A 23,636-nucleotide genomic window follows, 5' to 3' on the forward strand; every position below is an offset into this window, starting at 1 on the left:
ATAAATTATCTTGTTGGAGATTATGGATGACCTCACAGCTATCAGCGACCAAAAATGATAAGCCTACTGTAGCTAAACCGAATAAATCCGTTATCACTCTCAATAGCACTGATGCCCTAGCCATGGTTGAGCACAGTAGCGAGTTGAAGCTCAATATTACAACACCAGTTGGTACAAAGTTTATCTGTAAAACTCCATTTATTGGCACGCATTCAGACACTTACCTTCTCATTGAGATCCCTAACATCTCAGCAAGCGACATGAGTTTTTACTTCCAAGAGGGCTTTTGGATCAATATTCGTGCAATTTCGTCACGAGGTGAAGGCGCGATGATCCATTTCCGTAGCCAGCTATTACATGTTGTACAAGAGCCCATTCCACTTGCAATGCTCTCTATCCCAAGTTCAATGCAGGTAACACAACTGAGAAAAGAGCCACGATTTGAAGTTAACCTACCAGGTAAAGTGATTTGTGGTGAGCATAGAGCTAACGGAGAAATACGTGACTTATCAAAAAGCGGTTGCCGGTTCATAGCTCCACCAGTAGGTAGAACCTACCAAGTTGGCGAGATGGTTGCGATTGAAATATTTGCAGACCAACGAGGTAGCAAGGTCTTTGCTCCGCTAACCGGAAAAATCTGTAATCTTCAACGTTCAACCCACTATGCACGTTACGGTATGGAATTTAACGAGCAAGGACAAAAGAACGCTAAAAACCTACTAAGTCAGCTAAAATTCAATGGAACAAAACTAACACTGAATTTCGAACGAATCTCCTAATGCATTAATTTCTCAATATCTAGCCAAAACCTAGGAGTATGGCATAGTAATTTTCGCTATACTCCTGTGCATCTTTCTCATTTTAAGGTTACAAATGAACTACTTTAGTACGTTTATTAAAGGAATGGCGATGGGTGCAGCAGATGTTGTGCCCGGAGTTTCAGGCGGAACCATTGCTTTCATTACGGGTATTTATGACACTTTGTTAGAAAGTATTCGACGCATAAACCCGAGTACACTGGGGATATGGAAGCGCGAAGGGTTTGCCGCAGCGTTCCAATACATTAATGGCTTTTTCCTGATCTCCTTGTTCGCAGGGATACTCACTAGCATCGCAACTTTAGCGAAGCTGATCTCTTGGGCATTAGTGATGCATCCCATTCCTACTTGGTCTTTCTTCTTTGGCTTAATTCTCGTATCGGTATTCCACATGCTCAAACAAGTGGAGCACAAAACTGTGTCACGCTGGATATGCTTAGCCATCGGTGTCGCTTTCGCTTATAGCATCACGATTTTAAAACCTCTCAATCTGGAACCAAGCAACATTAACGTCATAATTGCAGGTGCTATTGCTATTTGTGCAATGATACTACCAGGTATTTCAGGCAGTTTTATTCTTCTGCTAATAGGTATGTACGCGACCGTATTGGGTGCAGTGAAAAGTGCACAGATCGATATCCTGCTATTATTTGCTGTGGGCTGTATAATAGGACTATTAACCTTTTCTCACATTCTTTCATGGCTACTGAAGCATTTTCGCGAAGTAACTCTGATGTACCTAACAGGTTTAATGCTGGGTACTTTACCTAAGATCTGGCCTTGGAAAGAGACCATCTCGTGGCGCACAAACTCTAATGGTGAACAAGTTCCGCTGCTTCAGCACAACCTGTCGCCATTCGATTTTGAGGCGGTCACATCCCAATCATCGCAAGTTGTTGTTGCCATTATCTTTATGCTCTGCGCGATTGCATTAGTATTAGGGCTGGAAAAATACGCTGAAAAGCATGATGTATAAACGTTGTTTATACCTTGTCTAAGGCGGCATCTAGCCGCCTTTTGTTTGCTTGAACCCTTCCACATTTTCCCCTATTTTTCCTAACCTTAGTCTAGGTTTATGCTAGGATGCGCACATCTTTCCTAACCATGTGTAAGAAAATGCGTTCTGTTTTAAAACTTCTCGCCATATTCATCGCACTTCTTGCTGGTTTTTTTGCAAGCGATATCATCAAACTCTTTTCTGAAAAAACAAAGAACATCGATCTTTCTCAATATTGCGTATTGTCGACCACACCTTGTATCCAGAAAGGTATTTCCATGTCTTTAGCTCAACCAACCGTACATCCGTTAGTTGCCAATCGTCTCACGGTTTCGTGGCCAAATAGTGAAGCCCAACAGCTCGTTTTAAGTTTGGAAGGTGTTGAAATGGAGATGGGCACAGTGAAGTATGTGCTTAAAAAAGTAGAATCGGACAAATTTGAAACCGACATTATATTACCAGTCTGCACCAATGATTCGATGACATGGGTAGGGCAACTTTCCGACAGTAAAACAACGGTTCTCCCAGCATTAAGGATGGAACGATGAGTAAAAATTGGTCTTTAGTTTTAATCGTGGCCTTTGTATTGGGTTTTGGTACCAAGAGCTATTTCGATTCTCAGGAATCGCTCAAGAAAGAAAATATGCAAACAGCTTCCAACGTGACGCTGTACGGTGAGAAAAACCAGGCCGTGAATATCTTTGATACGGCTGACAGCCGTATTCGTGTTGTCTATTTTGGCTTTACACGCTGCCCTGATGTTTGCCCAACCTCCCTAGCAATGCTGGCAGGTGCGTTGAATCAAATCGACGACGAGACCAAAAAGCAATTAAGACCAATGTTTGTTTCATTAGATCCGGAGCGAGATGACGCAGATTCATCTGCAACTTATGCACACTATTTCCACGCTATGATCGAAGGTCTGTCAGCGCCTTTAGATGTGACAACATCATTGGCAAATCGATACGGTGTCATCTTTCGTAAAACAGAATTACCAAACTCAGAGCTAAAGTACACGCTCGACCATAGCTCCTATTTTTATTTTTTGAAACCAGACGGCACTCTTATAACTAAAGTTCCACATACGCAGAATCCTGCTCCAATAGTGGAAGCCATAAAAGAAGTCACTCAACCAACAAAAGGATGAAACAATGAAAGGTAAAGCACTGTTATTAATGAGCTTACTATCAAGCCCTTTAGCCTATGCTCAAATGGATATCATGGTTCATAATCCATACGCAAGAGCAACACCACCAACAGCAGTAACCAGCGCAGTGTTTGGCGAGATAGTAAACAGAAGCGATACCGACCGATACATTGTTTCAGCAACAACTGATGCAGCAGGTAAAGTTGAACTGCACGATGTCATCAAAGAAGGTGATGTTATGAAAATGCGTCAGATCACTGAATTGAAAGTGCCAGCGAAGGGTAAATTAGAATTAAAACCGGGCAGCTTCCACATCATGCTATTCAACCTGCCTAAACCATTATCTGAAGGCGAAGAAATCAATGTTCAGGTAACATTCAAAAATGGCGAGCAGCTGAAGTTTAAGGCTCCAGTGAAAAAAGTGATGAACGGAATGAAAATGTAACATCATTAATCTCGCGTTCTGAACTGATACAATCCAGACTCACATGAGTCACCATATAAAAAGAGGTGGGCATTCCCGCCTCTTATGCTATCATTTGCATGTATTTAAAGCAGAGACAATGAGGAGATTTTAATGATTGTATTCAACACTCGCCGTGCAAGTTCAGAGAAGAAAGCTTAACTTTCAACCTTTTCTTCGTTTCGATTTGCCCGGTGTTTGATTAACCGGGGTCACACCTTTATTCGACCCTAGTCATATATAATTACGTTATAAGACAGCGTACCTGCGCGTGTCTGGGGTAACCAAATGAGTTTAAAAGAAACTTTATCACTTTCTTTGCCACAATTAGGATGGCGACCTGTTTACCAGCAACAACTTAGTTGGGATGAATTAGAAACTACAATTCCTGCTCGTATCAGTGGACATCACCGTTCTGGCTACATCTGTTGGACAGAAAATGGCGAGATTCACTTAGATATCCACGCAAAGCTACCATCAATGACGGTAGGAGACTGGATACTGCTTGAACGGGAAACTCACCAGTTTATTAAACTGCTGGATCGCCAATCTCTCTTTAGCAGAAAAGCTGCTGGCATTAAATCTTACGAACAGCTTATCGCATCTAATGTGGACACGGTGTTCATTGTCTCATCACTCAATCATGATTTTAATTTGAGTCGTATTGAGCGTTATTTGGCTCTAGCCAAAGAGGCACAGGTTGAGCCAGTTATCGTCCTAACCAAAGCTGATTTATGTGATGATGTTGATGACAAAAAACAGCAGGTTCAAGCCTTAAACCCAATGCTAAATGTGGAATGCATCAATGCGCTTTCCTCAGAAAGCTGCCAAAGCTTAAAGCCATGGTGCAAAATAGGAAAAACCATCGCGTTTATGGGATCTTCTGGTGTAGGTAAATCTACCGTGGTGAATACACTAATGGGTAGCGAGACACAACAAACCAGCGGTATTCGTGAACAGGACAGCAAAGGACGTCATACCACTACGTCTCGTTCGTTGCTTTCAATGCCTTCAGGCGCTTTGCTGCTTGATACTCCGGGAATGCGTGAAATTCAGATTTCCGACTGTGAGCAAGGCATCGAAGAAGTCTTCGCCGATGTCGCCAATTTAGCGAATAAATGTCGTTTCAGTGATTGCAAACACATTAGCGAGCCTGGCTGTGCCGTGTTAAAGGCAATAGAAAGTGAAGAGCTTGATGAGAGAAGACTGCGTAACTATCGTAAACTTCTCGCCGAACAAGCACGAAATAGTGAATCCATAGCTGAAAGGCGTTCCAAAGAGAAAGATTTCCATAAACACGTGAAAAGCGTAATGAAGGAAATACAATCTAGGGAAAAAGGATATTAATCCGCTATATAAGTAAAGGGTGAAATATCACCCTTTACTTTTCACCAAAAACAACAGCTACAAATGCGAAACATTTCATCAAAAATGTGTCGAAATTCAACATCTCCGTTAAATATTATTCTAACTATAAATAAATCCTAGACACATTGTCCTGCAACGTTAATATTAGCCCCCTACAGCAACTACTGCTGTAAACATTACAATTCAAACTATTTATTCATTGCAGGGATAATTATGCAAAGCAACAATCTTTTTGCCCGCTTCGCTCGCGGCAATTTGGTGCTTCAGATCCTCGTTGGCATCGTTTTAGGTGCTATCGTCGCTTCTGTTTCACCAGATTCTGCTCAAAGCGTTGGCTTACTTGGTAACCTTTTTGTCGGAGCTTTAAAAGCCGTAGCACCAGTGCTTGTTTTCATCTTGGTTGCAGCGTCTATTGCTAATCAAAAGAAAAACCAACACACATACATGCGTCCTATAGTAATTTTATACTTACTAGGCACATTCACTGCAGCTCTAACAGCCGTTGTACTGAGCTTCATGTTCCCAACAACTTTAACGCTTGTTGCGGGTGCAGAAGGTGCTAATCCTCCTCAAGGTATTACTGAAGTACTGAATACACTTCTATTCAAGTTGGTTGATAACCCAGTAAATGCACTAATGTCAGCAAACTACATTGGTATTCTTGCTTGGGGCGTGGGTCTTGGTCTAGCACTTCACCATGCTTCAGCAACGACTAAAGCGGTGTTTGAAGACCTAAGCCATGGCGTTTCTCAAATCGTACGTTTCATTATCCGTCTAGCACCTTTTGGTATCTTCGGTCTTGTAGCTTCTACATTTGCGACAACTGGTTTCGGCGCTCTAGCTGGTTACGCTCAACTTCTTGCGGTTCTACTAGGTGCGATGGCATTTATTGCTCTGATCGTTAACCCATTGATCGTATACGTAAAAACTGGTGAAAACCCATACCCGCTGGTTCTACAATGTTTACGTGAAAGTGGTATGACAGCATTCTTCACTCGTTCAAGCGCAGCGAACATTCCAGTGAACATGGCACTTTGTGAGAAATTAGAACTGGATGAAGATACTTACTCTGTATCTATTCCTCTAGGCGCAACCATCAACATGGCGGGTGCAGCAATCACAATCACTGTACTTACGCTTGCTGCAGTAAACACATTGGGAATTGAAGTTGACTTGTTAACTGCTGTACTACTAAGTGTTGTTGCTGCAATTTCTGCTTGTGGCGCATCTGGCGTTGCTGGTGGTTCATTACTTCTGATTCCACTAGCATGTGGTCTGTTTGGTATCTCAAATGATGTTGCGATGCAAGTAGTAGCCGTTGGCTTCATCATTGGCGTGATTCAGGATTCTGCGGAAACCGCGCTAAACAGCTCAACGGACGTTGTATTTACAGCAGCCGTTTGCAAAGCTGAGCATAAGAAATCTCAAAGATAAGTAGTCACTCAAGCGACTCGCCGTTCAAAAAAATCCGCCTCTGTAGGGCGGATTTTTATTTCTAAATAATTACTTGTTGTCCAAATAGTTACTTCTGAGCAGCGAGTTTAGGTTCTTGGGTTTTCACCTCTTGTACCTTTGTCTCTTGAGCTTTCACTTCTTTCACTTTATCTGCCAATTCAACCACAGATTTACTGTCTGCGTTATTCTCTGCAGCATGAGTAACACCGTTGAAACGACCACCCTGCTCGATACTCAAATCATCACTGTAAATAGTACCAGTAACTTTACCACGACGTAGAATTTCGATTTTAGTCGCGTGACAAATTCCTTCGAATTCACCATTGATAACAATGTGCTTTGCAAAAATTTCGCCGCTAGCTCGACCAGATTCGCTAATAATTAAAGTTTTATTAACGTGAATTTCACCTTCAACTGCGCCATCCACTTGCATATTGCTTTCTACCCGGAATTTTCCGTTGATTGAACAGCCTTTTGCAATGAGAGTGGTAGCTGAGTGCTGACTCTTAGCTCGACTTGATTTACCAAAGATTCCCATCGAATACCTTTAACCTCACTAAATATCGTCTCAAAGTTATTTATTCCCCAATGAACAAACGGTTTAGGGTCTAATGAACGACCGACGAATCGAATTTCATAATGTAAATGTGGTCCTGAAGAAAGGCCACTATTGCCTGAGTAAGCAATCAAATCACCCTTTTGAACAAAGTCGCCACTGTTAACTGCGAATTTTTGTAAGTGTGAAAAAGAGCTGCTAAACCCGTGCATATGCAATAAGCGAAGAAAATTACCTGACCCTTGATCACTTTTACGGGTAATTTCCACAACACCATCTGCAGGCGCATAAATTGGGGTTCCAGTATTTACAGCAAAATCTTGGCCCCGATGAAACGCTGCTTTCCCAGTTACTGGGTGAACCCTTTTACCATAACTAGACGAAATTCGTCCTTTTTGTACAGGAGAACCGCTTGGAATTTGAGTCAACATCACCATCCTTACTGATGAGGTAATTGCAGCCGTATCTAAACGGGACTCCAATTCGGAAGATGTTTCTCCCATTCCGAGCACTTTCTCAAGGTCACCAAGTTTGTCTGAAACAAGTTGAATTTTTTCTTCTCGTTCCAATAGATCTCCCTCTAAGTTAGCTTTTAAACTTTTGAGAGAAGATACTTCTTCAGATAGCGTTAATGATTTATTTTCCAGTTCAAGCTGCTTTAAACGCGCAAAGTAAGCGTCATTAACGAGTTTATATATAAACGCTCCCGTAGCAAGAACACTGGCAAACAGTAAATAACCAATACCTTTTAAACAATATCGATAAAGCTTCCCTAGATGGAAATGCCGTGTCCCGTTAATCGAAGAAACGGAAACTATTACGTTTTCTTTCATTCACAAATTCTAGTGTCCATATTGAAAGTGGCGGAATTCTAACAAGGAAATGCAACTGGCTAAACCACTTGGTTCCCGTTGTTGCTTCCAATTCACACTTCTGAGGCACTTTCCCTAATTATTAATAATTCAGCAGATGTAAATAGATATGAAATTAAGTGCCTGATTTGATTTAGTGTTTGCTCATTTTCATGCACTAATCAATCAGTTATGCACACTAAAGAATAAGAATCTGCCGACATTTGAATCAGCGTCTATCGTTTAGATATCCTTGTACACCTACAGAGAATAGCTTCCACAAATTTGGCTAATGAAGTAGCAATAAAGAGTAGGTATTTTCGGCGTTCTTTATCAGCACCATGAAAACTCACCGTTCGCATTTATTGCTCATATTTTGCTCGCCAAAATTTTGTATCTAAATTACAAATATCTCACTAATAATTCCACTATTTATTTCAATATGTGAAATAAATTAATAAGTGTGATTTATGTCTCCTTAAATTTCTATATAAGGATTTAATTTTATGAATATGTGATTTTGATCGATAATTTTAAAAATGATTTTTTATCAAAAATGATACATTGAGCATTAAATACAAATTGACAAAAAAATAAAATTAATTTTGTAACAAAATTACATAACAAAAAAATGATGAAGATCACAAAGAAATTATTTGAAGTGCTTTAAATATGATTGTTTGATCACAAAAAACCCGTTCTCAGAGCTAACTAGAAATTGTGTGGTAGATTTATTGAGTGTTAATCAATCAGCGGTTTTGGCGAACCGTTACTACAACAAAATTAATCAGAACATCGAACGGGGTACACTTATGTTATCACCAGAAGCAAAGGTCAAGGTACAGAATTTTGGCCGATTCCTTTCCAATATGGTAATGCCGAATATCGGCGCGTTTATCGCTTGGGGTTTTATTACAGCACTATTCATTCCAACTGGTTGGATTCCAAATGAAACACTATCCAGCATGGTTGGCCCAATGATCACTTACTTGCTACCACTACTTATCGGTTATACCGGTGGTAAAATGGTTGCAGGCGATCGTGGTGCAGTTGTTGGTGCAGTAACCACTATGGGTGTCATTGTTGGTACTGACATTCCAATGTTTATGGGTGCAATGATTGCAGGCCCTCTTGGCGCTCTTGCTATCAAAAAATTCGACCAAGCTGTTCACGGTAAAGTGAAGAGCGGTTTTGAAATGCTAGTGAACAACTTCTCTGCTGGTATCATCGGTATGATCTGCGCAATCATTGCGTACTTGATTATCGGCCCTGCAGTTAAAGTTCTTTCTACTGGTCTAGCTGCTGGCGTAAACACTCTAGTTGAATCAGGTCTACTACCTTTAACTTCACTTTTTGTTGAGCCTGCTAAAATCCTATTCCTTAACAATGCTATCAACCACGGTATCTTCTCACCACTTGGTATTCAGCAATCTGAGGAACTAGGTAAGTCTATCTTCTTCCTAATCGAAGCTAACCCAGGCCCAGGTCTAGGTCTACTAATCGCTTACATGGTATTTGGTAAAGGTAGTGCTAAACAATCAGCAGCGGGTGCTTCAATCATCCACTTCCTAGGTGGTATCCACGAGATCTACTTCCCATACGTGCTAATGAACCCACGTCTAATCATCGCTGTAATCGCAGGTGGCATGACTGGTGTATTCACTAACGTAATGTTTGATTCAGGTCTTGTATCTCCAGCATCTCCTGGTTCTATCTTCGCAGTTCTACTGATGACTCCAAAATCGGCATTCGTTGGCGTTATCCTTTCAGTAATCTGTTCAGCAGCTGTTTCATTCTTCGTTGCATCGCTACTGATGAAAACTCAGAAACAAACAACGACTGAAGATGACGATTCTCTAGAACAAGCAACTAGCCAAATGCAAGACATGAAAGCGTCTTCTAAAGGTCAAACTGTTGTAGCTAACATCGATATGGGCAGCGTTCGTAAAATCATCGTAGCTTGTGATGCCGGTATGGGTTCAAGCGCAATGGGCGCTAGCCTTCTACGCAAGAAAGTTGATGCTGCAAATCTCGATATTGAAGTAACAAACCTAGCAATTAACAATCTTCCTAGCGACGTAGATATCGTTGTAACTCACCGCGATCTTACTGACCGTGCACGTAAACATGCAGCTAATGCTAAACACATTTCGCTATCAAACTTCCTTGATAACGCTCTGTACGACAACTTGGTTGCAGAACTTACAGCGGCTAAAGAGGGCGCGCTAAAAAAGCCTGAAGCACCAGCAAACACTGACTCTAGTGAAGACAAAACACTAAAGCTTTCCAATGAGAACATCTTCTTGGGCTTAACTCCAAAAAGCAAAGAAGAAGTGATCAAGTTTGCTGGTGAACAACTTGTAAAACTAGGCCATGTAGCACCTGAGTATGTCGAAGGCATGCTAGCGAGAGAGCAATTGGTGTCTACATATCTGGGTGAGTCCATCGCTGTTCCTCACGGAACTATCGAAACTAAACAGTATGTTAAGAAAACCGGCATCGTTTTCTGCCAATTCCCTGAAGGTGTTCAGTGGGGTGAAGACGAAGACGATGTGGCGAAATTAGTTATCGGTATTGCTGCGCAAGGCGATGAACATATTCAAGTTATCACTGCTATCACCAACTCACTTGATGACGAAGAAGCCATTGAGTGTTTGAAGACCACAACTAACCCTGGTGATGTTCTTCGTATATTAAATGGCTAAAGCGTTCTTGGGTCATGCTCCTACACGATGAACTTAAGGCCGGTCTCCCCCGACTGGCCTTCTTTTAAATTTGAATTTTTGGAAGGTATGTTATGAAAGCGTTGCATTTTGGTGCTGGCAACATTGGTCGCGGATTTATTGGTAAGTTACTCGCTGACGCAAACATTCATGTTACATTTACAGACGTCAATCAAGTTGTTGTAAATGAGCTGATCGCACGCAAAGAATACCCTGTAAAAGTGGTAGGTGCTGACTGCGTTACTGAAATTGTAACCGGTGTCACCGCAATAAATTCTACCGATCCTACGGTTGTTGATTGTGTTGCAGAGTCCGATCTCATTACAACGGCGGTTGGACCTACAGTTTTAAAAATCATTGCAAAAACATTAGCTCAAGGGCTTGAAAAACGAGTCGAGAGCGGTAAGACTTCGCCACTCAATATTATCGCCTGTGAGAACATGGTTCGTGGTACAACTCAACTAAAAGAAGCGGTATTCGAACTTCTTGCAGACGACATTAAGCCACAAGTTGAACAGTTTGTTGGTTTTGTTGACTCTGCGGTAGACCGTATCGTTCCTCCAGCAGAAGAAGGGGAAACAGATCCTCTAGCTGTCACAGTTGAAACGTTCAGCGAGTGGATTGTCGACGAAACTCAATTCAAAGGTGATATCCCTAACATTCCAGGCATGGAATGCACAGGCAACTTAATGGCATTTGTTGAGCGTAAGCTATTCACCCTAAATACTGGACACTGTGTGACGGCTTATTTAGGTAACATTGCAGGTCATAAAACGATCCGTGAAGCGATCGAAGACCCAGCGATTCGTCGCGAAGTTAAACAAGCGATGGAAGAAAGTGGTGAAGTACTGATTAATCGCTACGGATTTGAAAGAGAAAAACACGCAGCCTATATCGAAAAAATTCTAGGGCGTTTTGCAAATCCATTCCTAATTGATGAAGTGGATCGCGTTGGTCGCCAACCAATTAGAAAGTTAGGCCCAAATGATCGACTCATTAAGCCATTACTCGGTACTATTGAGTACAACGTAGCAAATGGCACTCTACTAAAAGGCGTTGCTGCCGCGTTGAAATACACCAACGACAGTGATCCACAAGCAGTAGAACTGCAAGCATCTCTTCAAGAAGTTGGCGTGAAAAAAACACTTGCCCATTACACTGGCTTGGACGAGAACGGCAAAGAAATACAACAAATTGAAGCTTTATATGGTCAGTTCTGAACAAAGAATGAACATTAAATAAAGCGACAACTTTAGAGGGCTGGTATTCAGTCCTCTAGCCCAAAATTTGATTAGAACATTATATGGTAAACACAATTAACGAAACTGAAATATTAGAACGATTAAATGATGCATCATCCGTTCGTGGTTATTTCATTGCTGCCGTAGAAGTATTCAGTGAAGCCATAAACGACTTGATGGAAAGAATCTTTCGCAAAGATAATTTCGCTGTTCAATCAGTAGTAGGTCCCCTACTGCACGATACAGGTCCATTAGGAAATCGTTCTGTCAGACTAAAGCTGCTTTATGGTTTAGGTGTTGTTGCCGACGATGTCTACCATGATATTGAGTGCTTTATCAAAATTCGTAATCAATTGAACAAAGACGGTTCGGAGTACACCTTCACCGATCCCAACATCGTGGCTCAAATAAAAGAGCTTAACCTTGTTAAGAAGTCCGGCATGGTGGCTTTTAATTCCATCGATCCAGATTTAGATATCGACTTAGACTTTTATCACCTGCAACTGCAACGCCAACAGCAGATGATTAAGTCAGGTTTATCTCTTGCTATCATAGAAATATGCAATGACCTCAACAAAGAGAGCCCGTTTTAATCGTTACAGAAAGTAATGTTCTCGTATTCCCACTTTTAAGTCATCACACTACCGTTTTTTCATCAGCATGTTAGCCTTCTAACCATTATGTCTTGAATGAGAACCTGCAATGAAAATCGGTATTATCGGCCTAGGCGATATCGCGCAAAAAGCCTATCTCCCAGTAATTACATCAATCCCCGACATCGAACTTGTATTCTGTACTCGCAACGAGCAAACTCTGGCTGCACTGGCAAAACAATACCGAATTTCGGAATCTTGTCGTGATTACAAAGAGCTGCTTAGTTTTAAGGTTGATGCAGTTATGGTTCATGCAGCCACTGCCATTCATCCTGAAATTGCCAGTTTCTTTTTAAGCCAAGGTATCCCAACTTTCGTCGATAAGCCGCTTGCCGACAGTGCACAAGCCTGTGAAACCCTTTACGAGTTAGCACAAAAATACCATCAACCGTTATACGTTGGTTTTAACCGCCGTCATATCCCGCTCTTTAATCAACACCTGTCGGGTTTACAGCAAGGGACATTAGAAAACTTACGTGCGCTTCGCTGGGAAAAGCACCGTTACAACCTAACAGGTGATATCCGAACCTTTATCTTTGACGACTTTATTCATCCCTTAGACAGCGTGAATTTATTTGCTAAAGCCGACTTACTAGATGTGTATGTCACTCACCAAATGTCTGGAAATGAACTCGCACGCATTGATGTGCAGTGGCAACACGGTGAAACCCTATTGCATGCATCCATGAACCGTCAGTATGGCATCACAGGCGAGCGTATACAGGCTAATTTAATCAATGAGGCATATGAATTTGATTCGTTTGTCTCAGGTCAGCACTGGGCGAATAATCAGCAAACCGCTCTATCATTAAAAGACTGGACACCAATGCTAGACAGTAAAGGCTTTGCTTACATGATCAAAGAGTGGCTAGACGTGGTTGAAACTGGAACACTTTCTACCTCCGTAATTGAACGTAATATTGCCAGTCACCGGCTAGCCGAAGCGATCTGCAATAAAATACAAAGTTCAATCTAACAGGCAGTCGTCGCCTATACTTAACTCGTCGCCGCTCTATTCTATGAATGCACAACGGGAGGGTATATGGAATTAAGAAATAAGGCTGGGCAGGTTACCCAACTAGCAGACAACCTCACTTTGAAAGAAGTTCAGGATATGGGGTTCACCATCGACTTATGTGATGAAGCCTACGACCCAAACGAACATTGGCAGGTCAAGCAAGATAGACACAACAAAAAGCGCAGAGACTATCCTGAAAATTCTTAGTATTAGAATATATAAAGGAGCAATCCGACACTGGATTGCTCCTTTATTTTCTTTTCGGAAAGTTTTACCAGAATGTCATTGCGATTGTGGTCAAGAGAGCAATACATGCTAGGTTGAGGACAAAGCCGACTTTCATCATTTCTCGTTGTTCAATGTGACCAGTGCCAAACACAATAGCATTTGGTGGCGTAGCAACAGGTAGCATGAATGCGCAAGAAGCGGAGATTGCAATCAACACTGACAATAGAACTGGCGATACACCGAACACTTCGGCAACACTGGCAAACACTGGGACAAGAAGCGCAGCACTTGCGGTATTGCTGGCAAACTCAGTTAAAAACACCACAAACACAGCAATCACAAATACAATGAAAAACATCCCAAAGTCTGAAATTAACTGACTTAATTCTTGAGCAATAAACACGCTCGTACCCGTTTGCTTCAAAACATTACTTAAGCAAATACCACCGCCGAACAAAAGCAACACACCCCAGTCAGCTGTTTTCTCAATGTCTTTCCAGTGTACCACTCGGGCAAAACTCACCATAATGATCGCTGAAAGAGCGATAAGAGAGTCAAAGCTCTTAAAGCCGCCTAACATTGCGTTAACGGGTGCACTGAATATCCATAGAAATACCACTAGTGAGAAAATTCCAAGAGTAACTATTTTACCCTTATCCCAGTTTACAGGCTCAGAATGGGTATCAAACTGACCGCTGAGATCAGGCTTTAACATGAAATAAAGAATCGCTAAACAAATTGGGAGCATCACCAACGTTGTTGGCAAACCGAATTTCATCCAACCAACAAAGGTTAAACCAACTTCAGCTGCTGCAATGGCGTTAGGTGGGCTACCAACCACAGTCGCAATACCTCCAATACTTGCACTGTAAGCAATACCTAACAGTACGAAGACGTAAGTTGAGTGACCTCGTTTATCGTCAACTTTACTCAATACGCCAAGCACTAAAGGCAGCATCATTGCCGTGGTTGCTGTGTTACTGATCCACATTGAAAGCGCAGCAGAGACACCAAACAACATAAAGACAGCCACACTCATACGTCCTTGGGCTAACACTAGTACTTTATCGGCAATAACTTTATCTAAACCTTGGCGATGCATAGCCGCCGCGAGGGCAAAGCCGCCCAAAAATAGGAAGATAATCGAGTTAGCGAAGTTGTTCAGAGCAGCTTGGGTGTCAAACACCCCAAGAAACACCGCCATTACAGGGACAAGTATTGCAGTCACGGTGACATGTAATGCTTCCGTCAGCCAAAGGATGGCGATAAACGTGAGCATACTGATACCCAACACTACGTTAGGCTCAAAAGGTAGGGTATAGAGTAAGGTCAGAAACAATGCGATATCTGCTATCACTATCAGACTGTTTCGGTTAAAAAACCATTCTCGGGTGTTACTGGGTAAAGGGACACTATCATTTCTATTCATTATTATTTTCCTTATAAAGGCCTTACGGCAACATCATGATCACACGTAATCAAACAAGGAGATAATAATTTATTGTCAACTTGTTAAACTAATCAACATTAAATCCAACAACTTAACATTTTGAAATAAATAGGAATGTAAATGTCCATTTTCATTCGACTGACTTTTAATAAAACATCAGTTTTAAACAACAACCTAGCTGAAAAGCTTATTTTTAAGAAACCAGCCTAGCGATTTGATCAAATGCATGCATTACCTCAGGACTTGTCATCACTCTGCCATGACCTTGGTTTTGAGTGGTTATAAGAGTAACGTTATCCATTTCTTGAGACGCTTTTTGCGAAACAGAATACCTCGCAAATTTATCACCTTCGTCATGAACAATTATAGTCTGTGACTCTCTGTGTTTAAGCTTTTTGTATGGGTCGATTGACTGAATTGGGTAACGATATTCGTCCTGAACTTCGTTAACAACTTCTTCAAACAGTCGCATTGAATAACCCGAGCGAGCTACTGTGCTGAACAAGTTGTCTAAATAATCTAAAACTGGGGCAATCAGCAGCATCGGACAACTCACAATTTTAGCGTGCCGACATTCCAGCGCAGTCGCATTGCCCATGCTGTGCCCAACTAAACCCACCACCTCATTTTCACTATCTAAGATAGCTTCTAGCCCTCGCACAAATGCTGGAATATGTCCTAAGGCTCCTTCACTTTCCCCATGACCAGGGTGATCGTAAGCAAGAGCGGTAAATCCTAGTGATGCAATGTGCTCCATCAAAGGATAAAACTGATTAGAAGAACCAGACCAGCCATGGGTTAATACCCAAACAGGGCCGGTGCCCAAACGGAATGTCGTTAGCTGCCCCTCCGGTGATTGGACGTGCGATTTGATTAACCCCACAGGAGGCTGATTCTTTGCTTTCATACGAACAGGGGTGAGAAGAAGCTTTTTTGCCATTTTCTTGGCGTGCCTTGGAGCCAATGAATGATGCAAACGTGTAGTGACATTGACTAAGCCGCGACGCCAATTAAAACGTTGCGCGGTGTTGAAGTAAATTTTCTCACTCATAACTGTCCTTAAACCAAAACGTACGGTCGTGCTTTTTATTGGTAAATTTTTTACTGGTTAACGTTTCCAGCGATCAAATAAGTCGCTGACTCCTTGCCAAAACCTCTGATGGCTTTGCTCTTGTCCATAGATGGAATAAAACAAATGCGCGCTAAGATACAAGCCATAAAGCTCATAACTCGCTTGCTTGGCGTCCAAATCCTCTCGGAACTGATGGTTCTCTACGCCCTTTTCAATCTGAATTTGTAAGTACTGAATCCAATGAGAGATGATTTTTTTGAGTTCCTGCTGAATAGCACACTCACTTTTTGCCGATTCTTTCCAAGCATCTAAAAACATACAACTACCTTGGAAGGAGTGGTTCCAACCCATCCAACTATCTAGGATAGAGCGCAATTTGCTCTCGATGTTCTTATCACCCAGCTCACGAGCAGGAGCAATGACACGCGAGACAAACACTTCATTCGCAAAATCAACCACGGCTAATTGTAAGTTCTCTTTTGAATTGAAATGAGCAAACAAACCGCTTTTGGACATACCACACTGCTTGGCAAGCTCTCCAATGGTTAAGCTCTCCAATCCATTTTCACTGGCTAAATCAAACGCCTTAGCCAAAATGTTTTCGCGGGTAATTTTTCCTTTACTCATTGCTCATCAACTTCAGTTAACATGCGAAAAGTTTAGTACGATCGTTCTTTTTTTACAAACAGTCTTTTCGCTCGCAAAGAAACACAAAATAAATTCTCCTACACACAATTAAAGCCTTGACCTTGTACTTAACTACAAAGTTTATACTCTTAAAAAATGACAAGGTAAGTGAGGTTTGTACATGGTGTCTTTAACCCGCGGTCAACTGGCGAAACAACTCAACATCACCACAGAGGCTATTCGATTTTATGAGCAGCAAAACTTAATAGAGCCGCTGCGTGCCGATAACGGCTATCGTCAATATGACCAACACTGTATTGATAAGTTGAAATTCATCCTTCACGCCAAGGAAGTGGGCTTATCTCTAAGTGATATTCAGGAACTACTTTCGATTCAAATTGAACCTGACCAGCACACTTGCCAAGAAGTAAAAGACATCACTCAAGCTAAGCTAAGAGACATTGAACTGCGCATTACTCAACTACAGCACATGCACAATGCATTAAAAGTGATTAACGAACGCTGTTGTGGAGGTGCACATTCCGCTGAGCACTGCACTATCCTGACAGCTTTAACTCAAACTCAACCAGAGGAGGCTTAACATGCAAGCTATTACGACGTTTTTAAATACCCTGCTCGATTTGTGGCTTGATGCTTCTTTCTGGCTAATCATAGGTTTGTTTGTTGCTGGTGTACTTAAAGTCACGTTAAGCAACGAGAAACTCAGCAAACACCTAACCGGACACGGAATGTGGCCAAGCATCAAAGCAGCGATATTAGGGATGCCGCTACCGCTATGTTCTTGTGGAGTGATACCCGCTGCGGTAGGACTCCGTCGTGGAGGCGCTTCAAAAAGTGCAACAACGGCATTTTTAATTTCGACACCGGAAACTGGCGTTGATTCGATTGCCATTTCATACGCTCTATTGGGGCCATTTATGGCTGTTATTCGCCCAATAGCGGCCACTGCTTCAGCAATCAGTGCAGCGTTTTTGGTATTGGTGACGGATAAAGATAACCACACTCCACCGCCACCCGCCGAGCCAGTAAAAAGTTCATGTTGTTCAGGCTCGCATAGTTGCAGTAGTCATGAATCCACAGAACATGCCACTGAGAAAAAACCACAACCTTGGCTGCAAAAAATGTGGGAAGGTCAGAAATACGCCTTCACGGATTTGATTGAAGATTTATCGCTATGGCTGATCGTTGGTTTGATTGTCTCAGCGTTAGTCGTCACATTTGTTCCTTCTGAAGCTTTAGTGGAAATCAGCCGTAGCCCTTGGGCGATGGTACTGATGGCTTTGATTGGTGTGCCTATGTATATCTGTGCTTCAGCTTCAACGCCAATTGCCGCAGGTTTGATGCTGGCTGGCGTCTCGCCGGGTGCTGTACTGGTGTTCTTACTTGCGGGTCCAGCAACAAACATGGCAACACTTGGTATTGTGAGAAAAGAACTAGGAACCAAAGCACTAATAAGCTACTTAGTTGGTGTGGTGGGCGTCGCTATATTGTTTGGTTATCTCACCAACTTCTTGGTCGATACCTACGATATCAATATCAATGCTCAGCTTGCTGCCAGCAACGAACTACTGCCTGCGGTGATCTCATGGGCAAGTGGTATCGCGTTAGCCGTGATCATCGCAGCTGACCTTTGGAAACGTTTTAGCCCTAAACAACATAAGGCAAGCTGCTGTTCATAAGGTTGACCGAGAAAGCGTATTCCAATCAAATGCAACACACTGTAGAGTATAAAAATCTTTCAGTAAGCACTGTCGTTAAACACTACGTCAGTGCTTATTGTTTTAAATATCTCTTCTTCTGAAGTTCAAGGAATGAACGTGGACAGTATCTTTCAATTACTGATGTTTTCGGCCTCCATTACAGGCCCTATTTGTTTGATGCTGGTACTCGGTGTTTTTCTTAAACGTATTAATCTGATTAACGATAACTTTATCGAAGTTGCGTCGAAAATCGTCTTTGAAGTGACACTACCGACCATGCTATTTTTAAGCATTGTCAGCTCAAACCACGATTTTTCTTCCAGTACATCTTTAATTCTCTATGGCGTAGTCGCAAACTTTCTGTTCTTCCTGCTGACTACGTTTATCACTAAAAAAACCTTTAACCGCCCCCAGGACCAAGGTGTCATTATTCAAGGCGCGTTCCGTGCCAATACGGCTATTATCGCTATCGCCTACGTAGCCAATGCTTATGGAAATACAGGGGTTGCATTGGCGGCTATCTATGTTGCCAGTATGACTTTGCTCTACAACATCCAAGCCGTTATCGCTTTAACCATCAAAAGTGACGCCAAAGGAACTTCTACTTCCAAAATCATCTTTCGAACCTTGACTAAGAACCCGCTGATCATCGCCATATTGTTCGGCATCTTCTGTTATGGATTCTCTATTCCAATTCCTAAAATGGTGACCGATGCTGGGCGCTATTTGGGGAATATGACTCTCCCTTTGGCTCTGCTTTGCACAGGTGGTTCTTTGGATTTGAAAGCCTTGAGAGAAGACAACGCACCCGCTTGGTATGCTACTGGCTTTAAGCTCATTCTCGCGCCACTATTAACCACATTAGGCGCACTCATATTTGGTTTCAGAGGCATGGAACTTGGACTTGTGTTCCTCATGAGTTCAGCTCCAACAGCTGCAGCAAGTTATGTAATGGCGAGAGCAATGGGAGGCAATGCAACACTGGCAGCCAATATCATTGCACTAACAACTATTTTTTCACTCTTCTCATGCACGTTTGGTATATTCCTGCTGTCCGCATTTGATTTAATGTAACGCATTTTATTTCGATGTAACTAACGCCTATCGAGTTCACAAATCAGAGCAATTGTTGAGAGCAAGTGCTTATTTGTTGATATGACTCGAAAGGATCGTGTTGCATAACCAGTATTGTTCCACTTTCTATTTTTTCTTTGTAAGTACTTATGACGTCGTTAAATAAAATTAAGAGCCTAGAGTTCGGAAGAACGGTGGCTATGCTCGCTATTATTGGTCTTCATTGCCAGTTGTTCACTACGCACACCTTTTACAATGATGAACCTTGGCTTGCGTACCTGTTCAACCAAGCCACTCGTTTTGCCGTTCCCCTGTTCTTTTTGATCTCTGGCTATCTGATTCAGCCAAAGCTCAGTAAAACACCTTTTGAAACCGCAAAACGCTACTCCCTTCCACTGATTCGTATTTGGTTGGTATGGAGTATTTTAAGCCTGTTGATGCCCTTTAACTTTGCTGCTGTTACCGAAAATGGTTACCTCACCGAGCGCACGGGCTATTGGAACTATTTGCTCACCAATCCTTTGAACTCTGTGCTTGAAGGCGGATTAGTTCACTTATGGTTTATTCCGTCTTTGATTATGGCGGTAGTCATTATCGCGTGGTCAGTTCGCTGGAATCTCTCTAAATGGATGATCCCTGTTGCAGCTGTCTTATACATTTATGGCGTTTTAGCTGGCGGCTATAGTGCGGTGAGCGAATTGGAAGCCCCTTTCTTTACTCGTAATGGTCCCTTCTTTAGCACCTTAATGGTTGTAATTGGCTATGTGGTTCGTGAGCGAAGTATTTCTTGTAGTGCTAAAACAGCATCGTTATTAGCACTGTTGGGTATGACAGTGCATTTCGCTGAAGCCTATGGCTTACATCAATACGGCCAAGTGTTTAGCAATAACGATTACCTGTTCGGTACTGCCTTATGGGGCGTAGGCACTTTCCTGTTGCTATTGGCGAAGCCAAATTGGGGAAGTGCGGTTTGGATACAGTCTTTTGCAGACAGTGTATTAGGTATCTACGTTAGCCACTTACTGGTTGCCGTCATTGTGATGAATATTTCTGGCATGTTGCAGCAAAATAGTTGGGATAGAGACATCACTCTATTTGCAGGAACGACGATTCTCACTCTACTCTTAGTAAAAGGAATTGAGCGGACATCGCTCAGAAGGATACTGTTTAGATAGGAGTTCTATGATTACGCGCATTGTCGCTATATCTTTACTTTTCGCTCAAAGTCTTGTTTGGGCGCAAAGTGAAAACAGTGAACTGCCATGGAAGCTCGCAAAAAGCGAGAACGGCATTCGAATTCATACTCGTGAACATCAAGGAGGATTGGTTGAAATTCGCGCTCAGATGTTCACGCCTACCACATATCAAGCATTCTTAGTGCTACTGGAAGACAGTGACAACCTGCCGAATTGGCTTGATAAAGTCAGCAGCAGCAAAGTGCTAAAGCAACTTTCCACCAATGAAAACATCGTTTATACGCAGTTCTCAGCGCCTTGGCCTGCACGCGATCGAGACATGGTGACGTATTCGAAATATGAAATTGACAATGGTACTTTCAAATTGGAAATCAAAGATGCGGCCGATCAATATCCAGAACAAACAGGCTATGTACGAATTAAAGCTGTACAGGCAGACTGGACGTTAGAAAAGCTCACCAACGGCTTAACCCATATCGACTACACAGCCTATGCCGACCCAGGGGGTTATCTACCTGACTGGTTGACAAACCAACTTTCCGTATCAAGCGCGTTTAACACCTTCGAAGCATTAAAAACTCAGCTTCCAAACTATCAAAATAGCCATCATCCCAATCTCAATGAGTGATGTTTCAAGATATAAAAAAGCCCCGATTTACACTATAAATCGGGGCTTAATTTAGTGGCTCTCCACTATGCTTTTAACTTGTAGAACAGTGTAGAAAGCGGCGGTAAGCGAACCATAAGAGACTGCGTTAAACCTTCACTTTTCACTTTTTCTGTTTCAGCCACTTTAATAACATCAAAGTCGCTGCCAGCGTATTTAGAACTGTCTGTGTTCAGAATCAGCTCATAGCGACCTTTGTTCGGCACACCTAAACGGAACTGTTCATGTGGCACAGGAGTGAAGTTAGTGATTGCAAGGATTCGCTCACCTTTATCACTAATGCGCTCATGCGCAATCACACTGGCATCGGCTGAGTCCTGTAAACGCCATTCAAAACCAGATGGTTCACAGTCACGCTCATGCAGTGCCGCTTCCCCTTTATACAAATGGTTAAGGTCACGAATAAGACTTTGAATACCACGGTGGCGGTCAAAATCTGTTAAGAACCACTGCAATTGATCGTCGTGATTCCATTCCGCAGTCTGACCAAACTCAGAGCCCATGAAGTTAAGCTTCTTACCCGGTTGAGCATACATATAACCAAAATAAGCGCGCATGTTTGCCGTTTGCTGCCACTCATCACCCGGCATTTTGTAGATCAAAGATTGCTTACCGTAGACAACTTCGTCGTGAGACAGAGACAACACATAGTTTTCACTGAATGCGTAAATCAGCGGGAAAGTTAATGTGTTGTGGTGGTATTTACGGTGTACCGGATCTTCCTTGATATAAGAAAGACTATCGTGCATCCAACCCATGTTCCACTTGAAGCCAAATCCCAAACCGCCCATAAAGGTTGGTGCAGAAACACCAGGGAAAGCCGTTGATTCTTCGGCAATCGTCATCGCATTAGGGAAGTATTTATAAACTTCTTCGTTCATCCACTTGAAGGTTGCAATGGCATCGTAATTCTCACGCCCACCGTCAACGTTCGGAATCCACTGATCATGGCTACGTGAGTAGTCCAAGTAGAGCATAGAAGCCACAGCATCAACACGAATGCCGTCAATATGGAACATGTCGAACCAATACAAAGCATTGGATACTAAGAACCGGCGCACATGCTCACGCCCTACATCATAGATGTAGGAGTTCCAGTCCTGATGCCAACCGCGACGTGAGTCTGGATCATGGAACAACGGTGTACCATCAAAATTAGCTAAACCGTGGTCGTCGGATGGGAAATGTGCCGGAACCCAATCAAGCACCACACCAAGTCCAGCTTGGTGACACATGTCGACAAAATATTTGAAATCATCTGGCGAGCCGTAACGACTGGTTGGTGCAAACAAACCCACAGGTTGATAACCCCAAGAACCATAGAATGGATGTTCAGAAACAGGCATAAGCTCAACGTGGGTATAGCCCATATCCACCAGATATGGAACAAGCTGATCGGCTAATTCACGATAGTTAAGAAAACGACCATTTTCACTACGCTTCCAAGAGCCTGCGTGTAACTCATAAAACGACAGCGCTTCTTTACGCTTTTGAGTTACAGGGCGATTTTGCCACTCACCATCTTGCCACTGATAACGGTTGTGATCATAAGTGACAGAGGCGAAAGAAGGATGTTGCTCAGCATAGAATCCCCATGGATCCGCTTTGTGAGGTAAACCTTCACCGTGAGGTCCTTTCAATTCAAACTTATATTGAACGCCCTCTTCCAGCCCGGGAATAAAAAGTCCCCAAATCCCATAATCCAAACGTTGCATTGGATGGCGACGGCCATCCCATTGGTTAAACGAACCCACCAAACTGCAAGCCGAAGCATGCGGAGCGTAGACAAGAAAACGAATTCCGGAGATTTGTTTGCCATCGCGCTCTAAGGTAATGAACTGAGAACCCATATGACGATACATCTCTTTGGGAGTGTGCAGATCATCATACTCAGCATAAATTCCGTGGTATTGGTATGGGTCATCAACGATTTGTTCGGTGCCTGCCCAATTAACGGCAAGTTGATAGTGAGTAAAGCGGAGATCTTGGTCTGATTTCAGAATAAAGCCTGAGTCTTCCTCTCTTTCAAGAGTCACTCTCGGCTCCCCATCCACCAGTAATTCCACACTATCTGCACCCGGCATCCAAACTCGTAGTGCCTCTTGCTTAGAAGAATTAAACGGACCTAAAAATGCGAATGGATCAGCAAAACCAGCGTGAGAAAGCTGGTTATAGGCGACTTGTAGTTTCGAAGGCTTCTTTGTTTTTTTCAATACTCTTCCCCTAGCGCAACAGAGAAATAAAAATGCCCGCTACATTGGCGGGCATACTAGCGTAAATTCATCTTACAGAACTCAGGACGGCTAGAGAG

Annotated in this window: 23 protein-coding genes; 17 read left to right on the top strand and 6 right to left on the bottom strand. The window is 42.5% G+C overall.

Annotated features, from left to right (window positions below; translation table 11 throughout):
- Window positions 1-26: 26 nt before the first annotated feature.
- The 7 genes from G5S32_RS16725 to sstT all read left to right on the top strand — a co-directional run bounded on the left by G5S32_RS16725 (window position 27) and on the right by sstT (window position 6,227).
- A complete protein-coding gene (locus G5S32_RS16725) occupies window positions 27-779 on the top strand; it encodes a flagellar brake protein (RefSeq protein WP_165313276.1) in 753 nt (250 codons plus the stop codon).
- 94 nt (window positions 780-873) lie between these two features.
- Window positions 874-1,794 (top strand): polyprenyl-phosphate transporter, encoded by a 921-nt coding sequence (locus G5S32_RS16730; RefSeq protein WP_165313278.1) that lies wholly within the window; start codon window positions 874-876, stop codon window positions 1,792-1,794.
- Window positions 1,795-1,934: 140 nt separating this feature from the next.
- Window positions 1,935-2,363, top strand: a complete 429-nt coding sequence (locus G5S32_RS16735; protein WP_165313280.1) for a hypothetical protein — start codon at window positions 1,935-1,937, stop codon at window positions 2,361-2,363.
- Window positions 2,360-2,962 carry an SCO family protein gene (locus G5S32_RS16740; RefSeq protein WP_165313282.1) on the top strand — a complete coding sequence of 201 codons (603 nt, stop codon included), beginning with the start codon at window positions 2,360-2,362 and terminating at the stop codon, window positions 2,960-2,962. The genes G5S32_RS16735 and G5S32_RS16740 overlap by 4 nt, the downstream gene beginning before the upstream one ends.
- A gap of 4 nt (window positions 2,963-2,966) precedes the next feature.
- The gene (locus G5S32_RS16745) at window positions 2,967-3,407 is read left to right on the top strand and encodes a copper chaperone PCu(A)C (RefSeq protein ID WP_165313284.1); all 441 of its coding nucleotides are present in this window, start codon (window positions 2,967-2,969) and stop codon (window positions 3,405-3,407) included.
- A 306-nt stretch (window positions 3,408-3,713) separates the two neighbouring features.
- Window positions 3,714-4,772 carry a ribosome small subunit-dependent GTPase A gene (gene rsgA, locus G5S32_RS16750; RefSeq protein ID WP_165313286.1) on the top strand — a complete coding sequence of 353 codons (1,059 nt, stop codon included), beginning with the start codon at window positions 3,714-3,716 and terminating at the stop codon, window positions 4,770-4,772.
- A 234-nt stretch (window positions 4,773-5,006) separates the two neighbouring features.
- A complete protein-coding gene (sstT, locus tag G5S32_RS16755; protein ID WP_165313288.1) occupies window positions 5,007-6,227 on the top strand; it encodes a serine/threonine transporter SstT in 1,221 nt (406 codons plus the stop codon).
- A gap of 88 nt (window positions 6,228-6,315) precedes the next feature.
- Here the strand turns inward: sstT and G5S32_RS16760 are convergent, their stop codons facing one another.
- Together G5S32_RS16760 and G5S32_RS16765 are read right to left on the bottom strand one after the other, a co-directional pair.
- Entirely contained in the window at window positions 6,316-6,681 is a 366-nt protein-coding gene (locus G5S32_RS16760; RefSeq protein ID WP_246201166.1) for a bactofilin family protein, read from the bottom strand.
- Window positions 6,682-6,689: 8 nt separating this feature from the next.
- Window positions 6,690-7,637: a M23 family metallopeptidase gene (locus G5S32_RS16765; RefSeq protein ID WP_165313292.1), complete on the bottom strand. Its 948-nt coding sequence runs from the start codon at window positions 7,635-7,637 to the stop codon at window positions 6,690-6,692.
- Between the two features lie 830 nt (window positions 7,638-8,467).
- Between G5S32_RS16765 and G5S32_RS16770 the strand changes: the two genes are divergently transcribed.
- The 5 genes from G5S32_RS16770 to G5S32_RS16790 all read left to right on the top strand — a co-directional run bounded on the left by G5S32_RS16770 (window position 8,468) and on the right by G5S32_RS16790 (window position 13,497).
- Complete coding sequence (locus G5S32_RS16770) at window positions 8,468-10,360, top strand: PTS mannitol transporter subunit IICBA (RefSeq protein WP_165314181.1); 1,893 nt, start codon at window positions 8,468-8,470, stop codon at window positions 10,358-10,360.
- Between the two features lie 92 nt (window positions 10,361-10,452).
- Window positions 10,453-11,598, top strand: a complete 1,146-nt coding sequence (locus tag G5S32_RS16775; protein ID WP_165313293.1) for a mannitol-1-phosphate 5-dehydrogenase — start codon at window positions 10,453-10,455, stop codon at window positions 11,596-11,598.
- Between the two features lie 83 nt (window positions 11,599-11,681).
- A complete protein-coding gene (locus G5S32_RS16780) occupies window positions 11,682-12,212 on the top strand; it encodes an MltR family transcriptional regulator (protein WP_165313295.1) in 531 nt (176 codons plus the stop codon).
- Between the two features lie 109 nt (window positions 12,213-12,321).
- Entirely contained in the window at window positions 12,322-13,248 is a 927-nt protein-coding gene (locus tag G5S32_RS16785) for a Gfo/Idh/MocA family protein (protein WP_165313297.1), read from the top strand.
- Window positions 13,249-13,314: 66 nt separating this feature from the next.
- Window positions 13,315-13,497 (top strand): hypothetical protein, encoded by a 183-nt coding sequence (locus tag G5S32_RS16790; protein ID WP_165313299.1) that lies wholly within the window; start codon window positions 13,315-13,317, stop codon window positions 13,495-13,497.
- A 64-nt stretch (window positions 13,498-13,561) separates the two neighbouring features.
- Here G5S32_RS16790 and G5S32_RS16795 read toward each other — a convergent pair whose 3' ends face one another.
- The 3 genes from G5S32_RS16795 to G5S32_RS16805 form a co-directional block, all read right to left on the bottom strand.
- Entirely contained in the window at window positions 13,562-14,947 is a 1,386-nt protein-coding gene (locus tag G5S32_RS16795; protein WP_165313301.1) for an SLC13 family permease, read from the bottom strand.
- Between the two features lie 214 nt (window positions 14,948-15,161).
- Complete coding sequence (locus G5S32_RS16800; protein ID WP_165313303.1) at window positions 15,162-16,019, bottom strand: alpha/beta fold hydrolase; 858 nt, start codon at window positions 16,017-16,019, stop codon at window positions 15,162-15,164.
- A 57-nt stretch (window positions 16,020-16,076) separates the two neighbouring features.
- Window positions 16,077-16,667 carry a TetR/AcrR family transcriptional regulator gene (locus G5S32_RS16805; RefSeq protein WP_165313304.1) on the bottom strand — a complete coding sequence of 197 codons (591 nt, stop codon included), beginning with the start codon at window positions 16,665-16,667 and terminating at the stop codon, window positions 16,077-16,079.
- Window positions 16,668-16,848: 181 nt separating this feature from the next.
- On the opposite strand from G5S32_RS16805, the gene zntR reads away from it, so the two are divergent.
- The 5 genes from zntR to G5S32_RS16830 all read left to right on the top strand — a co-directional run bounded on the left by zntR (window position 16,849) and on the right by G5S32_RS16830 (window position 21,286).
- Window positions 16,849-17,268: a Zn(2+)-responsive transcriptional regulator gene (gene zntR, locus G5S32_RS16810; protein ID WP_165313306.1), complete on the top strand. Its 420-nt coding sequence runs from the start codon at window positions 16,849-16,851 to the stop codon at window positions 17,266-17,268.
- 1 nt (window position 17,269) lies between these two features.
- A complete protein-coding gene (locus tag G5S32_RS16815) occupies window positions 17,270-18,367 on the top strand; it encodes an SO_0444 family Cu/Zn efflux transporter (protein ID WP_165313308.1) in 1,098 nt (365 codons plus the stop codon).
- Between the two features lie 132 nt (window positions 18,368-18,499).
- A complete protein-coding gene (locus G5S32_RS16820) occupies window positions 18,500-19,462 on the top strand; it encodes an AEC family transporter (RefSeq protein WP_165313310.1) in 963 nt (320 codons plus the stop codon).
- Window positions 19,463-19,611: 149 nt separating this feature from the next.
- Window positions 19,612-20,637 carry an acyltransferase gene (locus tag G5S32_RS16825; protein ID WP_165313312.1) on the top strand — a complete coding sequence of 342 codons (1,026 nt, stop codon included), beginning with the start codon at window positions 19,612-19,614 and terminating at the stop codon, window positions 20,635-20,637.
- Between the two features lie 7 nt (window positions 20,638-20,644).
- Complete coding sequence (locus tag G5S32_RS16830) at window positions 20,645-21,286, top strand: START domain-containing protein (RefSeq protein ID WP_165313314.1); 642 nt, start codon at window positions 20,645-20,647, stop codon at window positions 21,284-21,286.
- Between the two features lie 65 nt (window positions 21,287-21,351).
- Here the strand turns inward: G5S32_RS16830 and glgB are convergent, their stop codons facing one another.
- The gene (gene glgB / locus G5S32_RS16835; RefSeq protein WP_165313316.1) at window positions 21,352-23,538 is read right to left on the bottom strand and encodes a 1,4-alpha-glucan branching protein GlgB; all 2,187 of its coding nucleotides are present in this window, start codon (window positions 23,536-23,538) and stop codon (window positions 21,352-21,354) included.
- Between the last annotated feature and the right edge of the window lie 98 nt (window positions 23,539-23,636).

This window comes from Vibrio ziniensis (assembly GCF_011064285.1).
GTDB lineage: Bacteria > Pseudomonadota > Gammaproteobacteria > Enterobacterales > Vibrionaceae > Vibrio > Vibrio ziniensis.

Excerpts from the sequence above, each read along its gene's own strand:
- G5S32_RS16725 (WP_165313276.1), top strand. The coding sequence starts at position 27 with ATGACCTCACAGCTATCAGCGACCAAAAATGATAAGCCTACTGTAGCT.
- G5S32_RS16730 (WP_165313278.1), top strand. The coding sequence starts at position 874 with ATGAACTACTTTAGTACGTTTATTAAAGGAATGGCGATGGGTGCAGCA.
- G5S32_RS16735 (WP_165313280.1), top strand. The coding sequence starts at position 1,935 with ATGCGTTCTGTTTTAAAACTTCTCGCCATATTCATCGCACTTCTTGCT.
- G5S32_RS16740 (WP_165313282.1), top strand. The coding sequence starts at position 2,360 with ATGAGTAAAAATTGGTCTTTAGTTTTAATCGTGGCCTTTGTATTGGGT.
- G5S32_RS16745 (WP_165313284.1), top strand. The coding sequence starts at position 2,967 with ATGAAAGGTAAAGCACTGTTATTAATGAGCTTACTATCAAGCCCTTTA.
- rsgA (WP_165313286.1), top strand. The coding sequence starts at position 3,714 with ATGAGTTTAAAAGAAACTTTATCACTTTCTTTGCCACAATTAGGATGG.
- sstT (WP_165313288.1), top strand. The coding sequence starts at position 5,007 with ATGCAAAGCAACAATCTTTTTGCCCGCTTCGCTCGCGGCAATTTGGTG.
- G5S32_RS16760 (WP_246201166.1), bottom strand. The coding sequence starts at position 6,681 with ATGCAAGTGGATGGCGCAGTTGAAGGTGAAATTCACGTTAATAAAACT.
- G5S32_RS16765 (WP_165313292.1), bottom strand. The coding sequence starts at position 7,637 with ATGAAAGAAAACGTAATAGTTTCCGTTTCTTCGATTAACGGGACACGG.
- G5S32_RS16770 (WP_165314181.1), top strand. The coding sequence starts at position 8,468 with ATGTTATCACCAGAAGCAAAGGTCAAGGTACAGAATTTTGGCCGATTC.
- G5S32_RS16775 (WP_165313293.1), top strand. The coding sequence starts at position 10,453 with ATGAAAGCGTTGCATTTTGGTGCTGGCAACATTGGTCGCGGATTTATT.
- G5S32_RS16780 (WP_165313295.1), top strand. The coding sequence starts at position 11,682 with ATGGTAAACACAATTAACGAAACTGAAATATTAGAACGATTAAATGAT.
- G5S32_RS16785 (WP_165313297.1), top strand. The coding sequence starts at position 12,322 with ATGAAAATCGGTATTATCGGCCTAGGCGATATCGCGCAAAAAGCCTAT.
- G5S32_RS16790 (WP_165313299.1), top strand. The coding sequence starts at position 13,315 with ATGGAATTAAGAAATAAGGCTGGGCAGGTTACCCAACTAGCAGACAAC.
- G5S32_RS16795 (WP_165313301.1), bottom strand. The coding sequence starts at position 14,947 with ATGAATAGAAATGATAGTGTCCCTTTACCCAGTAACACCCGAGAATGG.
- G5S32_RS16800 (WP_165313303.1), bottom strand. The coding sequence starts at position 16,019 with ATGAGTGAGAAAATTTACTTCAACACCGCGCAACGTTTTAATTGGCGT.
- G5S32_RS16805 (WP_165313304.1), bottom strand. The coding sequence starts at position 16,667 with ATGAGTAAAGGAAAAATTACCCGCGAAAACATTTTGGCTAAGGCGTTT.
- zntR (WP_165313306.1), top strand. The coding sequence starts at position 16,849 with ATGGTGTCTTTAACCCGCGGTCAACTGGCGAAACAACTCAACATCACC.
- G5S32_RS16815 (WP_165313308.1), top strand. The coding sequence starts at position 17,270 with ATGCAAGCTATTACGACGTTTTTAAATACCCTGCTCGATTTGTGGCTT.
- G5S32_RS16820 (WP_165313310.1), top strand. The coding sequence starts at position 18,500 with ATGAACGTGGACAGTATCTTTCAATTACTGATGTTTTCGGCCTCCATT.
- G5S32_RS16825 (WP_165313312.1), top strand. The coding sequence starts at position 19,612 with ATGACGTCGTTAAATAAAATTAAGAGCCTAGAGTTCGGAAGAACGGTG.
- G5S32_RS16830 (WP_165313314.1), top strand. The coding sequence starts at position 20,645 with ATGATTACGCGCATTGTCGCTATATCTTTACTTTTCGCTCAAAGTCTT.